This window comes from Pseudidiomarina planktonica (assembly GCF_900177775.1).
GTDB classification, from domain to species: domain Bacteria; phylum Pseudomonadota; class Gammaproteobacteria; order Enterobacterales; family Alteromonadaceae; genus Pseudidiomarina; species Pseudidiomarina planktonica.
In genome coordinates this window covers 463,584-479,996 of sequence record NZ_FXWH01000001.1, presented here as the reverse complement: position 1 = coordinate 479,996, position 16,413 = coordinate 463,584, and the positions used below count along the sequence as shown (strand labels likewise).

17 protein-coding genes and 1 other RNA gene are annotated in these 16,413 nt (G+C 49.6%); 8 read left to right on the top strand and 10 right to left on the bottom strand.

Annotated elements, in window-relative coordinates:
• Positions 1 to 99: 99 nt before the first annotated feature.
• Positions 100 to 2,295, top strand: coding sequence for a putative bifunctional diguanylate cyclase/phosphodiesterase (locus CCE91_RS02245; protein WP_086433631.1), 2,196 nt, complete (start codon positions 100 to 102; stop codon positions 2,293 to 2,295).
• A gap of 9 nt (positions 2,296 to 2,304) precedes the next feature.
• Here the strand turns inward: CCE91_RS02245 and rnpB are convergent.
• Together rnpB and rsmI are read right to left on the bottom strand one after the other, a co-directional pair.
• Positions 2,305 to 2,666, bottom strand: an RNA gene (gene rnpB / locus CCE91_RS02240) — RNase P RNA component class A.
• Positions 2,667 to 2,703: 37 nt separating this feature from the next.
• Positions 2,704 to 3,558, bottom strand: a complete 855-nt coding sequence (gene rsmI / locus CCE91_RS02235) for a 16S rRNA (cytidine(1402)-2'-O)-methyltransferase (RefSeq protein ID WP_086433630.1) — start codon at positions 3,556 to 3,558, stop codon at positions 2,704 to 2,706.
• A 101-nt stretch (positions 3,559 to 3,659) separates the two neighbouring features.
• Here rsmI and CCE91_RS02230 point away from each other — a divergent pair, with 101 nt between their 5' ends.
• The 4 genes from CCE91_RS02230 to dolP are packed head-to-tail and all read left to right on the top strand — an operon-like array spanning position 3,660 to position 7,038.
• Positions 3,660 to 5,534: a penicillin-binding protein activator gene (locus tag CCE91_RS02230; protein ID WP_157984146.1), complete on the top strand. Its 1,875-nt coding sequence runs from the start codon at positions 3,660 to 3,662 to the stop codon at positions 5,532 to 5,534.
• Positions 5,503 to 5,853 (top strand): YraN family protein, encoded by a 351-nt coding sequence (locus CCE91_RS02225; RefSeq protein WP_086433628.1) that lies wholly within the window; start codon positions 5,503 to 5,505, stop codon positions 5,851 to 5,853. The genes CCE91_RS02230 and CCE91_RS02225 overlap by 32 nt, the downstream gene beginning before the upstream one ends.
• A 16-nt stretch (positions 5,854 to 5,869) precedes the next feature.
• The gene (locus tag CCE91_RS02220) at positions 5,870 to 6,442 is read left to right on the top strand and encodes an SIS domain-containing protein (protein WP_086433627.1); all 573 of its coding nucleotides are present in this window, start codon (positions 5,870 to 5,872) and stop codon (positions 6,440 to 6,442) included.
• Complete coding sequence (gene dolP, locus CCE91_RS02215; protein ID WP_086433626.1) at positions 6,439 to 7,038, top strand: division/outer membrane stress-associated lipid-binding lipoprotein; 600 nt, start codon at positions 6,439 to 6,441, stop codon at positions 7,036 to 7,038. Before CCE91_RS02220 ends, dolP begins: the two co-directional genes overlap by 4 nt.
• 12 nt (positions 7,039 to 7,050) lie before the next feature.
• Here dolP and CCE91_RS02210 read toward each other — a convergent pair whose 3' ends face one another.
• From CCE91_RS02210 to zapE, 8 genes are all read right to left on the bottom strand, one after another.
• Entirely contained in the window at positions 7,051 to 7,515 is a 465-nt protein-coding gene (locus CCE91_RS02210) for a ClpXP protease specificity-enhancing factor (protein WP_086434800.1), read from the bottom strand.
• 14 nt (positions 7,516 to 7,529) lie between these two features.
• Positions 7,530 to 8,171: a stringent starvation protein SspA gene (gene sspA, locus CCE91_RS02205; RefSeq protein ID WP_086433625.1), complete on the bottom strand. Its 642-nt coding sequence runs from the start codon at positions 8,169 to 8,171 to the stop codon at positions 7,530 to 7,532.
• An 85-nt stretch (positions 8,172 to 8,256) separates the two neighbouring features.
• Positions 8,257 to 8,991: a cytochrome c1 gene (locus tag CCE91_RS02200; protein ID WP_086433624.1), complete on the bottom strand. Its 735-nt coding sequence runs from the start codon at positions 8,989 to 8,991 to the stop codon at positions 8,257 to 8,259.
• Positions 8,991 to 10,256, bottom strand: a complete 1,266-nt coding sequence (locus CCE91_RS02195; protein ID WP_086433623.1) for a cytochrome b — start codon at positions 10,254 to 10,256, stop codon at positions 8,991 to 8,993. The genes CCE91_RS02200 and CCE91_RS02195 overlap by 1 nt, the downstream gene beginning before the upstream one ends.
• The gene (gene petA, locus CCE91_RS02190) at positions 10,256 to 10,846 is read right to left on the bottom strand and encodes a ubiquinol-cytochrome c reductase iron-sulfur subunit (protein ID WP_086433622.1); all 591 of its coding nucleotides are present in this window, start codon (positions 10,844 to 10,846) and stop codon (positions 10,256 to 10,258) included. Before petA ends, CCE91_RS02195 begins: the two co-directional genes overlap by 1 nt.
• 192 nt (positions 10,847 to 11,038) lie before the next feature.
• Entirely contained in the window at positions 11,039 to 11,431 is a 393-nt protein-coding gene (gene rpsI, locus CCE91_RS02185) for a 30S ribosomal protein S9 (RefSeq protein ID WP_086433621.1), read from the bottom strand.
• 17 nt (positions 11,432 to 11,448) lie between these two features.
• Positions 11,449 to 11,877, bottom strand: coding sequence for a 50S ribosomal protein L13 (gene rplM, locus CCE91_RS02180; protein ID WP_086433620.1), 429 nt, complete (start codon positions 11,875 to 11,877; stop codon positions 11,449 to 11,451).
• A gap of 153 nt (positions 11,878 to 12,030) precedes the next feature.
• Positions 12,031 to 13,134: a cell division protein ZapE gene (zapE, locus tag CCE91_RS02175; RefSeq protein ID WP_086433619.1), complete on the bottom strand. Its 1,104-nt coding sequence runs from the start codon at positions 13,132 to 13,134 to the stop codon at positions 12,031 to 12,033.
• Between the two features lie 88 nt (positions 13,135 to 13,222).
• Between zapE and CCE91_RS02170 the strand changes: the two genes are divergently transcribed.
• The 3 genes from CCE91_RS02170 to CCE91_RS02160 all read left to right on the top strand — a co-directional run bounded on the left by CCE91_RS02170 (position 13,223) and on the right by CCE91_RS02160 (position 16,410).
• Positions 13,223 to 13,681, top strand: coding sequence for a YhcB family protein (locus tag CCE91_RS02170; protein ID WP_086433618.1), 459 nt, complete (start codon positions 13,223 to 13,225; stop codon positions 13,679 to 13,681).
• 130 nt (positions 13,682 to 13,811) lie between these two features.
• Positions 13,812 to 15,164 (top strand): Do family serine endopeptidase, encoded by a 1,353-nt coding sequence (locus CCE91_RS02165; protein WP_086433617.1) that lies wholly within the window; start codon positions 13,812 to 13,814, stop codon positions 15,162 to 15,164.
• A gap of 202 nt (positions 15,165 to 15,366) precedes the next feature.
• On the top strand, positions 15,367 to 16,410 hold the full coding sequence (locus CCE91_RS02160; protein ID WP_086433616.1) for a trypsin-like peptidase domain-containing protein: 1,044 nt from the start codon (positions 15,367 to 15,369) through the stop codon (positions 16,408 to 16,410).
• Positions 16,411 to 16,413 lie beyond the last annotated feature (3 nt).

Here is a 16,413-nt window from a genome sequence, read left to right as displayed (position 1 = left end):
CCGCTTAAGTCTTGACCAGCACATTGCTTTCCTAGACTATCGACAAAGCATTAAGTTGAATTCGTTTCAGTTTTTTCTACATAACTAAGGACATGCGGCTTGATACAATCTCGACTATCAAGAAAGCGCTATTTAGTAACCGTAGTTATTAGCATTGCGGTACTGCTGCAAACTGCCGTATTTTTTGTTGCGGACAGCCAGCGTGGCCGCGAAATAGAAATAAACAAGCGCGTAGCGGCACAAGAACTTGGCGTTCTGCGCGCCCGGCTGGAAGGCCGACTGAGTGCCAACCTGATTGCCATGCGCGGCCTGCGCGCCGAAATTATGATTAATCCGACTATTGATCAGCAACGCTTTACCCGGCTTGCCCGCGAACTCATGGGCGATGACTTACAAATTCGCCATTTAGCACTAGCACCTAATCTGGTGGTCCAACATGTGTATCCGCTGGCAGGTAACGAAGATGCTATTGGCTTTGATTACCGTTCATCCCCTGTGCAACTAGCTACCGTGCAACGCGCAGTGGAAGCACGCGATATCGTATTAGCTGGCCCGCTTGAACTGGTGCAGGGCGGTTCCGCGCTCATTGCCCGACTGCCGGTATTTCGCAGCAATGAACCCGATGCGGCGTTGTGGGGCATCATTGCCGAAGTCATTAATACCGACGCATTGCTTAGCTCAGCCGAGTTTAAGCCGCAGCTAGGCGATTTCAATTTTGCCTTACGCGGGGTTAACGGGGAGGGCATGCAGGGTGATTTGATAGCCGGGCATGCACCGGTTTGGCAACAAGACTTTTTAGCCGTAAAAGTAAACGTTCCGGATGGCCACTGGATGCTGGCAGCGTATCCGGCCAGCGGTGACTGGCAGGTAGACACCAGCGGCTACTGGGCGCGTATGATTATAGGTACCGCCGCAGTGCTAATGATTACCGCTATTCTCATGTTGCTGCTGTTTACTCAGTTACGGCTGCGTACCGCACTGTCTACTATTTCTCATCAGGCACGGTTTGACCCCCTGACTGATTTACCCAACCGCCATTACTTCATTATTCAGTTGGAGCGCTTAATTCAGAGCGCGTTAAGGCATGACTATAAGTTCGCCATACTCTTTATTGATTTAGACCACTTTAAAGAAGTGAATGACTCACTCGGCCATGATGTGGGTGACCAGTTATTACAGCATATAGCGAATCGCATTAAATCCAGTATTCGACCAGAAGATCTGGTAGCGCGTATGGGTGGCGACGAATTTGTGGTGGTGTTGCGGAATTTAGAAGACGCGGTGCAGGCTGAGCAACAAGCTAACCGGATTGTTGCGAGTATTCAGCCCTCACTGCGCCTGCAGCAAAGTGAACTCAGTATTAGTGCCAGTATTGGCGTGGCTATGTTCCCAATTGACGGAATGCAATCAACAGAACTACTCAAGCATGCTGACCTGGCCATGTACGCTGCTAAAGCGGCTGGTCGTCAAACCGTGTACTTCTTTGATAAAAGCTTACGCTATGCGGCCGAACAACACATTAGTTTGCACCACGACATGCTTACCGGCGTTGAGAACGACGAATTCGAGGTGTTCTACCAACCGGTAGTTGATGCAGCCACCGGTAAAGTGGCTAAGTGTGAAGCCCTGCTGCGCTGGCAGCACCCTAGCCACGGTGCGATTCCGCCCACCCAGTTTATTCCGGTGGCAGAAAAAACCGGGGCTATTCGGGTATTGGGAGAGTTTGTACTCACGCAGGTGAGTCGCGACTGGCAACGCCTGCAAGCAGCGGGATTTGACTTGATTATTTCCATGAATAGATCACCACGCGAATTCAATCTGGCCGATAGCGCAGACCTCTGGTTAGCAAGATTAGCCGAAGAGCAAATGCCACCTGCAAAACTTATGATTGAGATTACCGAATCTATGCTGATGAAAAATCAGGAACGCCAGTTGGTGAATCTGAGAAAGCTGCGCAACGCCGGTGTTTTAATTGCTATTGATGATTTCGGTACCGGTTATTCATCGCTGAATTACTTGCGCCGGTATCCGGTCGACTTTATTAAGATAGACCGGAGTTTTCTGCTGGAAGTACCTGCCAATAAGCAACAGAACGCTTTGCTGGATGCGCTCATTCGTATTGCTCAGACATTAAACCTGAACATTATTGCCGAAGGTGTAGAAAATCAGGAACAAGTGGCACTGTTGAAGCAATTGCAGTGTAATTACCTGCAAGGCTTCTTGTTCAGTAAGCCCGTTCCCTTTGCCGAGTTGCTGAAATTTCTTCAACAGCAAACCGACACCGTTACCGGGTAACACGAAGAAGGTGGGAGCCAGCCGATAAGCCGGGTTCTGTCGTGGACAATCATTCGTCTAGCCACTGAGTCGCCTCAGCGTTCAAGCAGTCTACCCGGGTTCAACGCGGGCCGCGCCAATGAACCCCTATTTGACCTTGCTCCGGGTGGAGTTTACCGTGCCACGAACTGTTACCAGCCGCGCGGTGCGCTCTTACCGCACCCTTTCACCCTTACCTGATCCTGCTTGCGCAGGCCATCGGCGGTTTGCTCTCTGTTGCACTAGTCGTCGGCTTGCGCCGCCCAGGCGTTACCTGGCACCCTGCCCTATGGAGCCCGGACTTTCCTCCCCCTAACAGTTTCCCATTAGGCAGCGATTGTCTGGCTGACTCCCGCGCGGCATTCTACGCGCATGTACAGCCCGACTCAATCATTCATTTTTTGCCTGCAGTCCGTATTCGTACAGTTGGTTCTTACGCAAGCCATACACTTCAGCCACTATGGCGGCAGCTTTCTTTAACGGCAACTCCTGGCTCAATAATTTCAGGCAGTGCAAAGCTTCGGTTGGCAGTTCGGTATGCGCAGCTGGCTCAGCGCCGGCCAGCATCAGCACCATTTCTCCACGCTGTTGGTTGCTGTCAGCAGTAACCTGCTGCAACACCTCAGCAACTGTGCCAGTTAAGTAAGTTTCGAATTGCTTAGTGAGTTCTCGCCCCAGCACACAGCCACGCTGCTCACCGAACACCTCGTGCAGAGCTTCTAAGGTATGCACAATGCGGTGCGGCGACTCATAGAACACCAGCGTGCGGGTTTCAGTCAGTAATTCCTGCAAGCGCTTGCGGCGCTGCTGTGGCTTGGCCGGTAAAAAGCCCTCAAAACAGAACCGGTCAGTTGCCAACCCACTGGCTGACAATGCCGTGGTAATGGCACAAGCTCCCGGCAAGGCAACAACTTTGATGCCCGCGCGACGACACTGCCCCACCAGCACATAGCCCGGATCGCTGATTAACGGTGTACCTGCATCGGAGATTAAGGCAATGCTCTCGCCCGCCTGCAAACGCTTAATCAGTGCTTCACTGCGGTCACGTTCGTTGTGTTCGTGCAGTGCCAACAAGTCATTCTTAATGCCCAGATGACTTAATAACTTGCCGCTGTGGCGGGTATCTTCGGCAGCAATAACCTGCACTTCGGCCAATACCGCACAGGCACGTTCACTAATGTCACCCAAATTACCTATGGGGGTGGGAACAATATACAAAATACCGGGGTCTGAAGCAGAAGACATAACTGTTCCTGTAGTTGATAAAGCAAGCTTAAGTTTGTTTCAGCGGCGGTGCCAGTTTATAGTAGCTACATTAAATAATGCTCGCTTTTGGAAACGCTATTGTGCCAAAGAAGTTAATCGCCTGCTTGATCATTTTTGCTGTTGCCGGTTGTGGCAGTCAGCCACGCCAGCCGCAACCCGAGCTGACGCCACAAGTGCAAACGCCGGTACTCACTGAGGCTGCAGCGCGAACTCCTGCCGACTGGTTAGCCGAAGCGGAGCAAGCCGCAACGCCACAAGCACGTCAGTATGCCCTGTTACTAGCGGCGGCCACTTTTCAGCAGCAACAAAACTGGCAATCTTCGGCAGCGGTATTAGCGCAAATTAATAGTGCTGATTTAGCCCCCAAAGACTGGCGTCAGTTTCGGTTACTGCAGGCACAGTTTGCCGCGCATCAACAGCAGTGGGCAGAAGTACTCGAATTACTGGATCATTTAACCGAGCAATTCACCGAACGCAGTGAACGAGCGCAAGCTCTGGCACTGCGAGCTCAGGCTGCGGCCGCGCAAGGTTCTTACCTGAAAGCGGCGCTGTGGCGCATAGAACAACAACGCTACCAGAGTGATTCTGTTGCCAACGCCGCTATTTGGCAGTTACTGCAGCAAGTTCCGCCGCAACAATGGCGTGACTTTAAACGCCCGGCCGATTCTATTAGCGATGGCTGGACACGACTGGTTCAACGCCTGCATCAGACACTGTCTACCAACACCGATATTGCCAGTACCCTAACTGAGTGGCAGCAAAGTTATCCGGACCACCCTGCGCAAGCCATAGTGGAAGAACATTTCGCCGCCTGGCTGGAGCCGCGCAGCCCGATTCAGCAAGTTGCTGTTTTACTGCCATTAACCGGCCCCTATGCCAGTCAGGGTAATGCCGTTCGCGACGGCACTATTCTGGCCTTGTTAAAACAGCCGCAACTGCAGGCTACTTTCATAGATACCAATACCACGGCGGTTGGCGCTATTGCGGAAGAGCTTATTCAACTACAGCCGGACATGGTTGTAGGCCCACTGTTAAAAGAACAAGTACAAGCCTTGCTCGATGAAATGCCAACGGCGCAGTGGACACATCTGTTTTTGAATGAACAACCGCCGCTTGGGGATGCCGAGGTAGCGACAAGCTCCGCAGCCCGTTCCGCCTATTTTTTCGCGCTGGATCCAGAAACCGAAGTACGTACCGCAGCCGACCTGTTGTTCCAGCAAGAATTTAGCCGCCCCTTGCTGTTTGCACCGGCAACCGGCCGGGGCGAAGCTTTAGTAGACACCTTTACCCAGCACTGGCAGCAACTGCCGGTAGCGAATCCGGATGTGGCTGCAGGTTTTTACCGTACTACTGAAGACATGAAGAGTTCGGTTCAGCTAAACCTTGGTGTACAAGACAGCGAAGCGCGCATTACTGCGGTTAAAAATGCCGCCGGCAAAATTATTGTTGAAGCAGAGCCTCGCAGCCGCGCTGATGTGGATGTGATTTATTTAACTGGCGGCGCCGATCAAACCAAGCTGCTGAAACCTTTTATAGATGTCACCATTTCACCTTTTGCCGAACGTATTCCGGTGTATGCCAGTTCGGCCAGTCATGTCGGTCAAACTGGTATAAGCGAGAACGACCTTGACCAGGTGAGATTTAGTGAAATTCCCTGGCTGCTACCAAATCATCCCCAACGCCAGCAGCTTAACACCGTACTTAAATTACGTGATGGCTGGGGCTATAGCCATGCGCGCTTAGCTGCGATGGGCCATGATGCCTTGCTGTTAAGCCCGCAGTTACAAGCATTAGCGCAGCTACCCGGGTATCGTCATCAAGGCCTTAGCGGGGCTCTAAATGTAGTGAACCAACGAATTCAACGCCAGCTTGAATGGGCTACCTTTAATCAGCACCAGGTGGTGCCGATGCAAGGAATCAATTATGTCCCGTCACCAAGCTGGAACCGACGCTGAAACCCAAGCCATTGAGTACTTGCAAGCACAGGGGTTAACCTTTGTGCAGCGCAACTTTCAGGTCGGCAAGAAAGAAATAGATGTTATTATGCGCGCGCAAGAGCGCTGGGTTTTTGTTGAGGTTAAGTATCGGCGCAATGAATCTTTTGCCAGGGTACTGGAACAAATAACACCACAGCAATGTCAGCGTATAAGAACCGCAGCCCGTTTATTTTTACTGCAACAAAACATTACCGAGCATTTAACGCCAATGCGCTTTGATGTGATAGCTATTGTTGGCGAGCCAGCTAGCATTCAATGGTTGCAGGACGCTTTTTAGTGTTTACAGGAAACTTATGCAAGACCAAATAAAAGCGCTTTTTACGCAAAGCATACAAACCCAGATAGCCACTGCGGAAGTACTTGGTGATGCCATTGTGAATGCGGCTGAACTGTTAACCCAAAGCGTGTTGTCAGGACGTCGGGTATTTGCCTGCGGCGAGGGCCAGGCAAGTGTTGTAACACAAGAGTTCGCGCACCTGATGCTACACGGCCAAAAACTCGAGCGCCCGCCGTTCCCGGTTATTGGCTTGCCCTGCGTTGGCAGTAGCGATGGCGCTTGTGATACTTATGCACGGCACATTTTGGCACTAGGTCAGGCTCAGGATGTATTACTGGTGGCCAGTACCGACGCCACTGCAGCTCAGGTAAGCAAAGCCATGGAAGCAGCGCTTTCCCGTGGCATGCTCATAGTGGCATTAACCGGCGATAGCGACACCGATGTGGCCGGTTTGCTGGGCCCGGACGATGTAGAAATACGAATTCCAAGTTATGAACCTAATCGCATTAGTGAACAACTGTTGTTTGTGGTTCATAGTTTATGCGATCTGATTGAACAACAAGTGTTTCCCCAAGAGGTATCCGAATGACACCACAGGCTAAAACCAGAATTGGCTCCAGCTTCACCCGCGGCATGAGTGTGGTGTTAGCATCTGTTCTGCTGTTACAAGGTTGTGCTGTGGCCGTGGTTGGCGCCAGCGCGCTTGGTGTGAAAGCGGCAACGGACAGACGCAGTATTGGCACTCAAATGGATGACCAAACCTTAGAGTTTCGGGCGCAGCGAGCCATCTCCGAATCAGAAGATTTGGGTGCCACACGAGTGGTGGCAGTGGCATATAACGAAGCCGTGCTGTTAGTGGGTCAGGCCCTTTCGCAAGAACGTAAAATTCAGGCTGAACGACTGGTTAGACAGCAACAAGGAATTGACCAGATACACAACGAAATTCGCATTGGTAACCCGATTTCAATTACTACCCGCACCCATGACAGCTGGCTTACCAGTAAGGTAAAAACCAAATTACTGAGTGAGAAAGACATCGACGGTTCGCAAATTAAAGTAGTGACTGAAAATGGCGAAGTCTTCTTAATGGGGATAGTGGCGAACGACGAAGCGGAACTTGCGGTTGAGATAGTGCGGAATATTTCTGGAGTAAAGCGCGTAGTCACCGCATTTAACAGCCCCTGATTGGGGCTGAAGCTATTTAACTACTTTTAAATGCGAGCCCTTGGCTTTACCGGGCTTTTTAGCTGACTTTTTCGTGCTAACAGATTTCTTATCCTGATCCTGCTCTGTTTCTTCCACTAATGCCATTGGCTGAGTGTCTTCCACAGGCGCCTGCTCGTAGCTCAGTGCGCTCTCTTCTTCAAAGATGGTACCAGCACCATTCTCACGGGCATAAATGGCTACCACGGCCGCTATAGGCACATACACTTGCTGTGACTTACCACCGAAGCGAGCATTAAACTGCACGTCACTGTTGGTCATTTGCAGGGCACCAACGGCTGCTGGCGCAATATTCAAAATAATCTGACCTTCTTTTACAAACTGCAACGGCACTTTGCAATGAGGTACTTCAGCGTTCACCACAATATGTGGAGTTAGCTGGTTATCAACAATCCATTCGTAAAGCGACCGTAACAAGTACGGTCGTTTTGCTGTCATGGGTACATCAACACTCATTTTTTAGCGTCGCGAACCATGTCGCGTTCCATATCGGTAAGCGATTCCTGGAAAGTATCGCGTTCGAACACACGCATCATGTAGCCCTTAACTTCTTTCGCACCAGTGCCGTCTAAGTCAACGCCATATACCGGTAAGCGCCATAGTAGCGGAGCTAAATAACAATCTACCAGACTGAACTCTTCGCTCATGAAGTAAGGCGTGTCCGCAAAGATTGGTGCTAACGCTAACAAACTTTCACGCAGCTCTAACCGCGCTGGGTCAGCTTTTTTACCGCCAGCAGCAATGGTTTCAGCCAACGCATACCAATCGCGTTGAATACGGTACATCATCAAACGACTGCTACCACGAGCTACCGGGTATACCGGCATTAATGGTGGATGCGGAAAACGCTCATCAAGATATTCCATAATGATATGGGCGTTATACAACACCAGATCGCGGTCTACCAAAGTTGGTACCGCGTCCGGATAAGGGTTCAGTTGCATTAAGTCTTCCGGACGCTCATCGCCTTCCAGGAAGTTAATTTCTACACCGACACCTTTTTCCGCTAACACTAAACGCACTTGATGACTTAGCAAATCATTTTTGCCCGCATAGAGCGTCATAACTGAACGTTTATTTGCAGCAACCGCCATGTATTTCTCCATATTTCATCAACAGCGAAGGGGGCAACAATGCCCCCAACGTACTACTTCATACATCAGTTAAGTTAACCGATGCTTATTTTACGTCTCGCCAAAATTCACGTTTCAGGAACCAGGCCATAATCGTGAAAATCAGCAGGAAACCGAATACAAACCAACCCATGCGGCGCTGTTCTAACAACATTGGTTCACCGGTATAGACCAGGAATGCGGTTAAATCGAGCATGGCTTGATCATATTCATCCGCCGTCAACATACCGCTGCCGTCAGATTTAATACCTACGTAAACGTCCTGCATTTCACCGTCAATCATACGACGTTCGGTAGTTTTACTTGGTACGCCTTGCAGCTCTTGCATTACGTGCGGCATACCTACGTTCGGGAACACCGCGTTGTTGACGCCAAACGGGCGTGACTCATCAACATAGAATGAGCGGAAGTAGGTATATAACCAATCAGCACCACGAACCCGGGCTACCAGAGTTAAATCCGGAGCACCGGTACCGAACCACGCCGAAGCGGATTCCGCTGACATGGAGTTACGCATTAAGTCGCCCGGCTTATCGCCAGTAAACTGTAAATGCTTCACACCCAAATCTTCCGGAATACCTAAATCTTCAAAAGTACGGTTGTAGCGTTGGTACTGCATGGAGTGACACCCCATGCAGTAGTTCATGAACAATTGCGCACCGCGTTGTAACGACGCTTTGTCATGCAAGTCTACGTCTGCACTATCCAACGGAATGGTTGGGCCAGCTGCCATGGCTAAGCCAGGCAGAAGGGTTAGCATTGCGATAAGAAACTTTTTCATCACTTGGTTAACCTCTCTGGTAGTGGCTTGGTGTTCTCGTTTTTACTGTAGAACCACAGCAGACCAAAGAACGCGAAGTACAAGAAGGTGAATACTCGGGCAAAGAAGGTATACACCTCAGTTGCTGGTTTCACACCCAGATAGCCAAGCACAATAAAGCTAATCACAAATACCGTTAGGTTAATTTTGTGGAAGTTACTACGGTAGCGAATTGAGCGTACCCGACCACGGTCTAACCAAGGCAGTAAGAATAAGAACACAATAGCGCCAAACATCAGGATGACACCAAAGAGCTTATCCGGAACCGCTCGCAAAATAGCGTAGAACGGTGTGAAGTACCAAACTGGCGCAATATGCTCTGGGGTTTTCAGAGGGTTTGCCGCTTCAAAGTTTGGTGGCTCCAGGAAGAACCCGCCCATAGCTGGATTGAAGAAAATAACCCAACAGAAGAAGAACAGGAAAATACCTATGCCGACTAAGTCTTTCACCACGTAATACGGGTAGAAAGGAATCGCATCGACAATGTCTTTCTTCTTAGTAAAGCGTTCATGGAATTCAAACTTCGGTTTTTCACTGTCTGGTACTGAACCTTTCGGCTTCTTAATATCTATGCCGTCGGGGTTATTGGAACCCACTTCGTGCAGAGCAACAATATGCAGGAACACCAGAATTACCAGCACTAATGGCAAGGCAATAACGTGCAACGCGAAGAAGCGGTTCAGGGTAGCTCCGGAGATAACATAGTCACCACGGATCCATAAGGTTAAGTCATCACCAATGATCGGAATCGCACCGAACAGGGAGATAATAACCTGAGCACCCCAGTAAGACATTTGTCCCCAAGGTAGCAGGTAACCCATAAAGGCTTCTGCCATGAGCACCAGGAATATCAGCATACCGAATATCCACAGCAACTCGCGCGGCTTCTGATAAGAGCCGTACATCATGCCACGGAACATGTGCAGATAAACCACCACGAAGAAGGCCGAAGCACCGGTGGAGTGCATATAGCGCAACAACCAGCCAAATTCGACATCTCGCATAATAAATTCAACCGAAGCGAAAGCGCCTTCAGCTGACGGAACATAGTTCATGGTTAACCAGATACCAGTGATTATTTGGTTAACCAATACCAACATGGCCAGCACCCCGAACAGGTACCACATGTTAAAGTTTTTCGGAGCTGGGTACTGTGCCAGATGGATATTCCATGTTTTCGTCATGGGAATACGTTCATCCATCCAGGCAACAAAATTCTTAAACATTAGGCTTGCTCCCCGTCTTCACCGATAAGAATGGTCGTATCATCGATGTAATAATGTGGCGGCACTACCAAGTTATATGGTGCTGGAACGCCCGAGAATACGCGCCCGGCAATATCGAACTTCGAGCCGTGACAAGGGCAGAAAAAGCCAGACGGTATGCCTTCAACCTGTTCACCGAAAGAATCTTGAAGATACTGCGGAGAACAACCCAAATGCGTACAAATACCAACGGTTACCAAATACTCTTCTTTAATAGAGCGGTATCTGTTTTGGGCATAGCTTGGTTGCTGTGGTTGCTCTGAATTCGGATCGCGCAAATCGTCTTCGATTGCGGCAAGTCCTTCCAACATTTCAGGGGTTCGACGAACAACCCACACAGGCTGTCCACGCCACTCTACTCGAATCAACTGACCCGGTTCGGCTTTACCAATATTCACTTCCACTGGCGCCCCGGCGTTTTTCGCTTTCGCACTCGGGTTCCATGACGCAATGAAAGGAACGGCAACACCAACCGCACCCGCACCACCGACTACGGTAGTTGCGACGGTCAAGAATCGACGGCGGCCTTTATCTACAGGCGCATTGCTCATCCACTTACTCTCCAGTTAGGACGCTTCACAGTACATTGCTGTGAAGTCAGTAATTAGCTGCTGCTTATGCCAGCGGCATCGCTGACGGCAAAAAAATGCTTTCAGATGATAAAGAAATACCCTTATTTTTACAAGGATAAACACAAAAAACCCGGCACAAGGCCGGGCTTTTTAAAATAAGCAGTACAACAATTAACGTTTTGAGAACTGAGGACGCTTACGTGCTTTGGCAAGACCGACTTTCTTACGCTCAACCTGACGTGCATCACGAGTTACATAACCCGCACGACGTAAGTCACCACGTAAAGTTTCATCGTATTGCATCAGTGCACGGGTGATACCGTGACGTACTGCACCTGCCTGACCTGTAGAACCACCACCTTTAACAGTGATGTACAAATCAAATTTTTCTACCATCTCGACCAATTCAAGTGGCTGACGAACTACCATGCGGGCAGTTTCACGGCCAAAATATTGCTCAAGTGTGGTGTTATTGATGGTCACTTTGCCACTACCCGGACGCAGGAAAACGCGAGCGGTAGAGCTTTTACGACGACCAGTACCGTAGTATTGATTCTCTGCCATTTTCTTCATGCTCCGTATTAAATGTCGAGTTGTTTAGGCTGTTGCGCAACATGGTTGTGCTCAGCGCCTGCGTACACTTTCAGTTTACGGAACATGGCACGACCTAGTGGACCACGAGGCAGCATACCTTTTACCGCTTTCTGAATTACCATTTCTGGTTTCTTCTCAATCAGCTTTTCGAAGGTGATCGAAGAGATACCACCAGGGTACCCAGAGTGCGAGTAATAAATCTTACCAGCAGCCTTGTTACCAGTAACCGCTACTTTTTCTGCGTTTACGATAACAATGTAATCACCGGTGTCTACGTGTGGAGTGAACTCAGGTTTATGCTTACCGCGTAAACGACGAGCTACTTCAGTCGCCAGACGACCCAGAGTTTTACCTTCAGCGTCAATAACGTACCAGTCACGTTGTACTGTTTCTGGTTTTGCAACAAATGTTTTCATTAATATGTACTCTATTCCATAGGTTCACGACAGTAGTTCCGGGCTTCCCCGCGAACCACAACTGACCGGCAACATGCACGATCGTTGTACCTGTAACGTGGGCTGGCGCGGATTATAGGGGAAAGGATCGCGGATGTAAAGTAACCAATGCCCTTAAGCTAAATGTCCCAGTGCCAGGTATTCATGGCTCTGCATCTCTTTTAAACGGCTAATACAGCGTTTGAATTCAAACTCCAGTTTGCCGCCTGAATACAACTGCTCAATCGACACTGCCGCTGACATAATTAGTTTCACCCGACGCTCATAGAATTCATCGACCAAGGCGATAAAACGCCGCGCAGCGTCATCGTTATTACTGCCGAGCTGAGGCAAATCACTAATTAAAACCGCATGATACAAGCGCGCGATTTCGATGTAATCGTTCTGGCTACGTGGCCCGCCGCAAATCGCCATAAAATCAAATAGCACCACGTCGTCGGTTTCGCGACGCACGGAAATGTCGCGACCGTTAATGGTTATAGTGCCATCGGTGCAGTGACTCTGATGATCCGGTGCCAGTTGGAAAAAGTAGTTGAGCAGGTTTTCGTCCGCGTCGGCATCCAGCGGTGCATGGTAAATTTCGGCCTGAGTCAGGGTGCGCAACCGATAATCCACCCCACCGTCTACATTAAGCACCTGGCAATTCTGGTTAATCAATGCAATTGCCGGTAAAAAACGCTCCCGCTGCAACCCATTTTTATAGAGTTGATCAGGAACTATATTGGACGTGGCAATAAGTACCACCTGGCGTTTAAATAGCTCCTGCATCAGCGTACCCAGCAACATAGCGTCAGTGATGTCCTGCACGAAAAATTCGTCAAAACACAATACCTGAGCTTCACCGGCTAGTTTTTCCGCAATAATTGGCAAGGGATCGCTGACCCCCTTTAAGCCTTTTAATTCTTCGTGTACACGATGCATAAACCGGTGAAAATGAACGCGCTGCTTCTGCTCAAAGGGTAAAGCATTGTAAAAAGTATCCACCAGATAGGTCTTACCACGCCCAACACCACCCCAAAAATACAACCCTTGCGGAGCCTTGGCCGGGCCGCTGAATAATTGCCTAAGCTTAGCCAGCCAACCATTGCCGCGGGCGCGCCACGCCAACAGATCGTCATACAGACGCTGCAGTGCTTCTACTGCTTGTTGCTGCGCTGGATCATGTTCAAAATCATCGCGCTGCAAATCACTCTGATATTGTTGCCAAGGTGTTTTCATGGGTCAGCCACTACCCCTCTTTGTGTTTCTGCATTATGCTATAAGACAGCATATGTTAGCATGGCGCAGAGCTTTTTAAGGAGTAGTTATGAGTTGGATTATTGGTGTTTTATTGGTAGCCGTGGGTATGGTCATCGGTTTCTTTGTGGCTCGCTACTGGTTGCAGGAACACTCCGATCAGGCGCGCTTAAGTGATGAAGTTACCGCCAGCAAGCAGCAACTGGCGAGCTATCAACGTGAAGTAGCGGAGCATTTTGCCACGGCCAATGCGCTGGTTGAGCAGCTAGCCGACACGCAAAGTAAGTTGCAATCGTACTTAGGCCACAGTGCCGAGTTGTTGCAACAAGGCCAATATCAGAATGATTTGCCGTTTTTTGCGGAAGACACGTTACGCCAGTTACGGGTAGCGAATACGGTAAAAAATGATTCCCGTAAGCAAGAAGCAGGCAGTGGTGACGCACCACCGCGTGATTACCCTGATAGCGCCAGCGGCCTGTTTAAGGGCGCAGACAAAAAAACCGACGCGAAGAAAAAAGCGACGAGTTAACCCCTCAGCGGATTGCTAATTGCAATCCGCTCACATCTTGAAACATATTCTGTGCGAACCTATGTAATGATTTCTGGTCATTAAGCTGTGATATTTAATCGTTATTGTCATTCTTAGGAGTTTGCATGTTATGAAGACATTCCTTGTTAGTGCAGGTTTAGCGCTTGCGGTTACTTTTACATCAGTGCCCGTGCAAGCCGGCTTACCTTTTTTTGGCAACGATAAAGAAGAACTACCGACGTTAGCCCCCATGCTGGAAGAAGTAACACCAGCGGTGGTAAATATTTCGGTGAAAGGTAATCGCGAAGTGCGCCAACGCGTTCCGGAAGCCTTTCGGTTTTTCTTTGGTCCTAACAGTCCACAAGAGCAAGTACGGGAACGTCCCTTCCGCGGGCTCGGCTCAGGGGTCATTATTGATAAAGACAACGGCTACGTTGTTACCAACAACCACGTGATTGACGATGCCTCGGAAATTCAGGTGACCTTAAAAGACGGTCGCCAGTACGATGCCAAAGTAATAGGTACCGACGCTCGCAGTGACATTGCTTTGCTACAAATTCAAGACGGTAAGAACCTGACCGAAATTGAGGTCGGCCGCTCCGGTCAGCTGCGCGTTGGTGACTTCGTGGTAGCTATTGGTAACCCCTTTGGTTTAGGCCAAACCGTCACCTCCGGTATTGTCAGCGCGCTGGGCCGTAGCGGTTTGGGCATTGAAGAAGTAGAAAACTTTATTCAAACCGATGCCGCTATTAACAGCGGTAATTCTGGTGGTGCTCTGGTTACTCTGGATGGCAAATTAATTGGTATTAACACGGCTATTCTGGGCCCTGGCGGCGGCAACATTGGTATCGGCTTTGCCATTCCGGCGGACATGATGACCAATCTGGTCGATCAGTTACTGGAATTTGGTGAAGTGCGCCGCGGAGTGCTTGGCGTGCGCGGCGACAACCTGACTCAGGACATTGCCAATGCATTGGATTTAGAGATGACCCAAGGCGCTTTTGTGGCTGAAGTTATTGCAGACTCAGCTGCCGAGCAAGCCGGGTTAAAATCTGGTGACGTTATTGTTGGCGTAAACGGTGAATCTATTCGTTCCTTCTTTGAGCTTGCCGCCCGTGTTGGCAGTATAGGTGCAGGTAAAGAAGTTACCCTGAACATTGTTCGCGACGGCGACGAAATGGATGTTTCTGTGGTACTCGACAACGAAGAAAGCGCTACCGTAGCGGCCGAATTACATCCGGCACTGGAAGGTGTTTCCTTATCGGTGAACTCAGGCGGCGGTGTACTGATTACTGAGGTAGCAGAAAATTCTCCTGCGGCGCGCCTTGGTTTACGTCAGAACGATATTATTCTGGGCGTGAATAAAACCCCAACAAATAGTTTGTCCGAATTACGCCAGGCACTTGATAATGTCGGTGGCGTTATTGCCCTGAACCTGCAACGAGGAAACTCGCAGTTATACTTGGTTCTGCGCGGACGCTAACTAGTACTCAAGGGGGTATTGCCCCCTGCTGCAAGAATAGCTGAAGCCAGCCTGACGATGGTGTTTACTGTCTTCAGGCTGGCTTCAGTGCTATGCTATCTAGGATTGCGTATCTAACTGTTTATCTTACTTATTCGTAGCCAGATACCGCGATGCCAAATAACCCAAAAAAATATACTAAGAATTAAGCAAAGGATTCCGCATGAAGGCACGGCAACTGCTGCAATTTTTCGGTCGCTCGGCGGCACTAGGACTAGTGGTTGCGGCTATTGTGCTACTTGCCATGCCATGGCTGAATAAAAACGGTCAACCGCAAACCGATCAGGCACCGGTTTCTTTTGCTGATGCAGTGAATCGCGCCGCGCCAGCCGTAGTAAATATCTATAGCGTTGGCGAAGTGCGCGGGTCATTTTTTAATCCTCGACCAACCACAGTATGGCGCTTGGGTTCCGGTGTAATTATGAATAGCCGGGGCTACATTTTAACTGCGTATCATGTGGTTACCGACGTAGACCAAATTCAAATCGCGTTGCAAGATGGCCGTCGCTATGGTGCTCAGCTGGTAGGTAGTGACCGCTACACCGACCTTGCGGTGTTAAAAATAGATGCCGACAACCTGCCCGTTATTCCACAGTCTGACAATTTGAATCCGCGCGTTGGCGACGTGGTGCTGGCTATTGGTAACCCTTACAACCTGGGGCAAACCATTACTCAGGGGATTATTAGTGCCACCGGTGGTCGTATTGGTGTCAGCAATTCTTATTCAGATTTAATTCAAATGGACGCTGTTATTAACGAAGGTGCCTCTGGTGGTGCGTTAGTTAACAGTAATGGCGTACTGGTTGGCATTAACAATGCCAGTTATAACTCACTTACCGGTGAGGGTGGCGAAGGCATTTATTTTGCGGTGCCGGGTACGAATGCAAAACGAGTGATGCAAAAAATCATTACCGATGGCGCGGTAGTGCGTGGTTATCTGGGAATTAATGTAGGCGATAGCTTGAACAGTCAACGCCCGGTTCCAGGCATTACCGTAACTGAAGTAGCGCCTGGTAGCCCAGCTGCTTTAGCCGGCTTAGAAGTTGATGATTTTATTATTGAGTTTGATGGTAAATCGGTTTCCACTCCGGCCCAGGGGCTGGATTTAGTAGCCAATACTAAACCGGGAACTGTATTAACCATTCGCTTCTATCGGGGTGATGAACTGCGTACTGTCGACGCGGTTATTGGTAAATTACCCGAATAACGC

Excerpts from the sequence above, each read along its gene's own strand:
- rplM (WP_086433620.1), bottom strand. The coding sequence starts at position 11,877 with ATGAAAACATTTGTTGCAAAACCAGAAACAGTACAACGTGACTGGTAC.
- CCE91_RS02195 (WP_086433623.1), bottom strand. The coding sequence starts at position 10,256 with ATGTTTAAGAATTTTGTTGCCTGGATGGATGAACGTATTCCCATGACG.
- CCE91_RS02160 (WP_086433616.1), top strand. The coding sequence starts at position 15,367 with ATGAAGGCACGGCAACTGCTGCAATTTTTCGGTCGCTCGGCGGCACTA.
- rpsI (WP_086433621.1), bottom strand. The coding sequence starts at position 11,431 with ATGGCAGAGAATCAATACTACGGTACTGGTCGTCGTAAAAGCTCTACC.
- CCE91_RS02210 (WP_086434800.1), bottom strand. The coding sequence starts at position 7,515 with ATGACAGCAAAACGACCGTACTTGTTACGGTCGCTTTACGAATGGATT.
- petA (WP_086433622.1), bottom strand. The coding sequence starts at position 10,846 with ATGAGCAATGCGCCTGTAGATAAAGGCCGCCGTCGATTCTTGACCGTC.
- CCE91_RS02225 (WP_086433628.1), top strand. The coding sequence starts at position 5,503 with ATGTCCCGTCACCAAGCTGGAACCGACGCTGAAACCCAAGCCATTGAG.
- dolP (WP_086433626.1), top strand. The coding sequence starts at position 6,439 with ATGACACCACAGGCTAAAACCAGAATTGGCTCCAGCTTCACCCGCGGC.
- CCE91_RS02220 (WP_086433627.1), top strand. The coding sequence starts at position 5,870 with ATGCAAGACCAAATAAAAGCGCTTTTTACGCAAAGCATACAAACCCAG.
- CCE91_RS02165 (WP_086433617.1), top strand. The coding sequence starts at position 13,812 with ATGAAGACATTCCTTGTTAGTGCAGGTTTAGCGCTTGCGGTTACTTTT.
- zapE (WP_086433619.1), bottom strand. The coding sequence starts at position 13,134 with ATGAAAACACCTTGGCAACAATATCAGAGTGATTTGCAGCGCGATGAT.
- sspA (WP_086433625.1), bottom strand. The coding sequence starts at position 8,171 with ATGGCGGTTGCTGCAAATAAACGTTCAGTTATGACGCTCTATGCGGGC.
- rsmI (WP_086433630.1), bottom strand. The coding sequence starts at position 3,558 with ATGTCTTCTGCTTCAGACCCCGGTATTTTGTATATTGTTCCCACCCCC.
- CCE91_RS02170 (WP_086433618.1), top strand. The coding sequence starts at position 13,223 with ATGAGTTGGATTATTGGTGTTTTATTGGTAGCCGTGGGTATGGTCATC.
- CCE91_RS02200 (WP_086433624.1), bottom strand. The coding sequence starts at position 8,991 with ATGAAAAAGTTTCTTATCGCAATGCTAACCCTTCTGCCTGGCTTAGCC.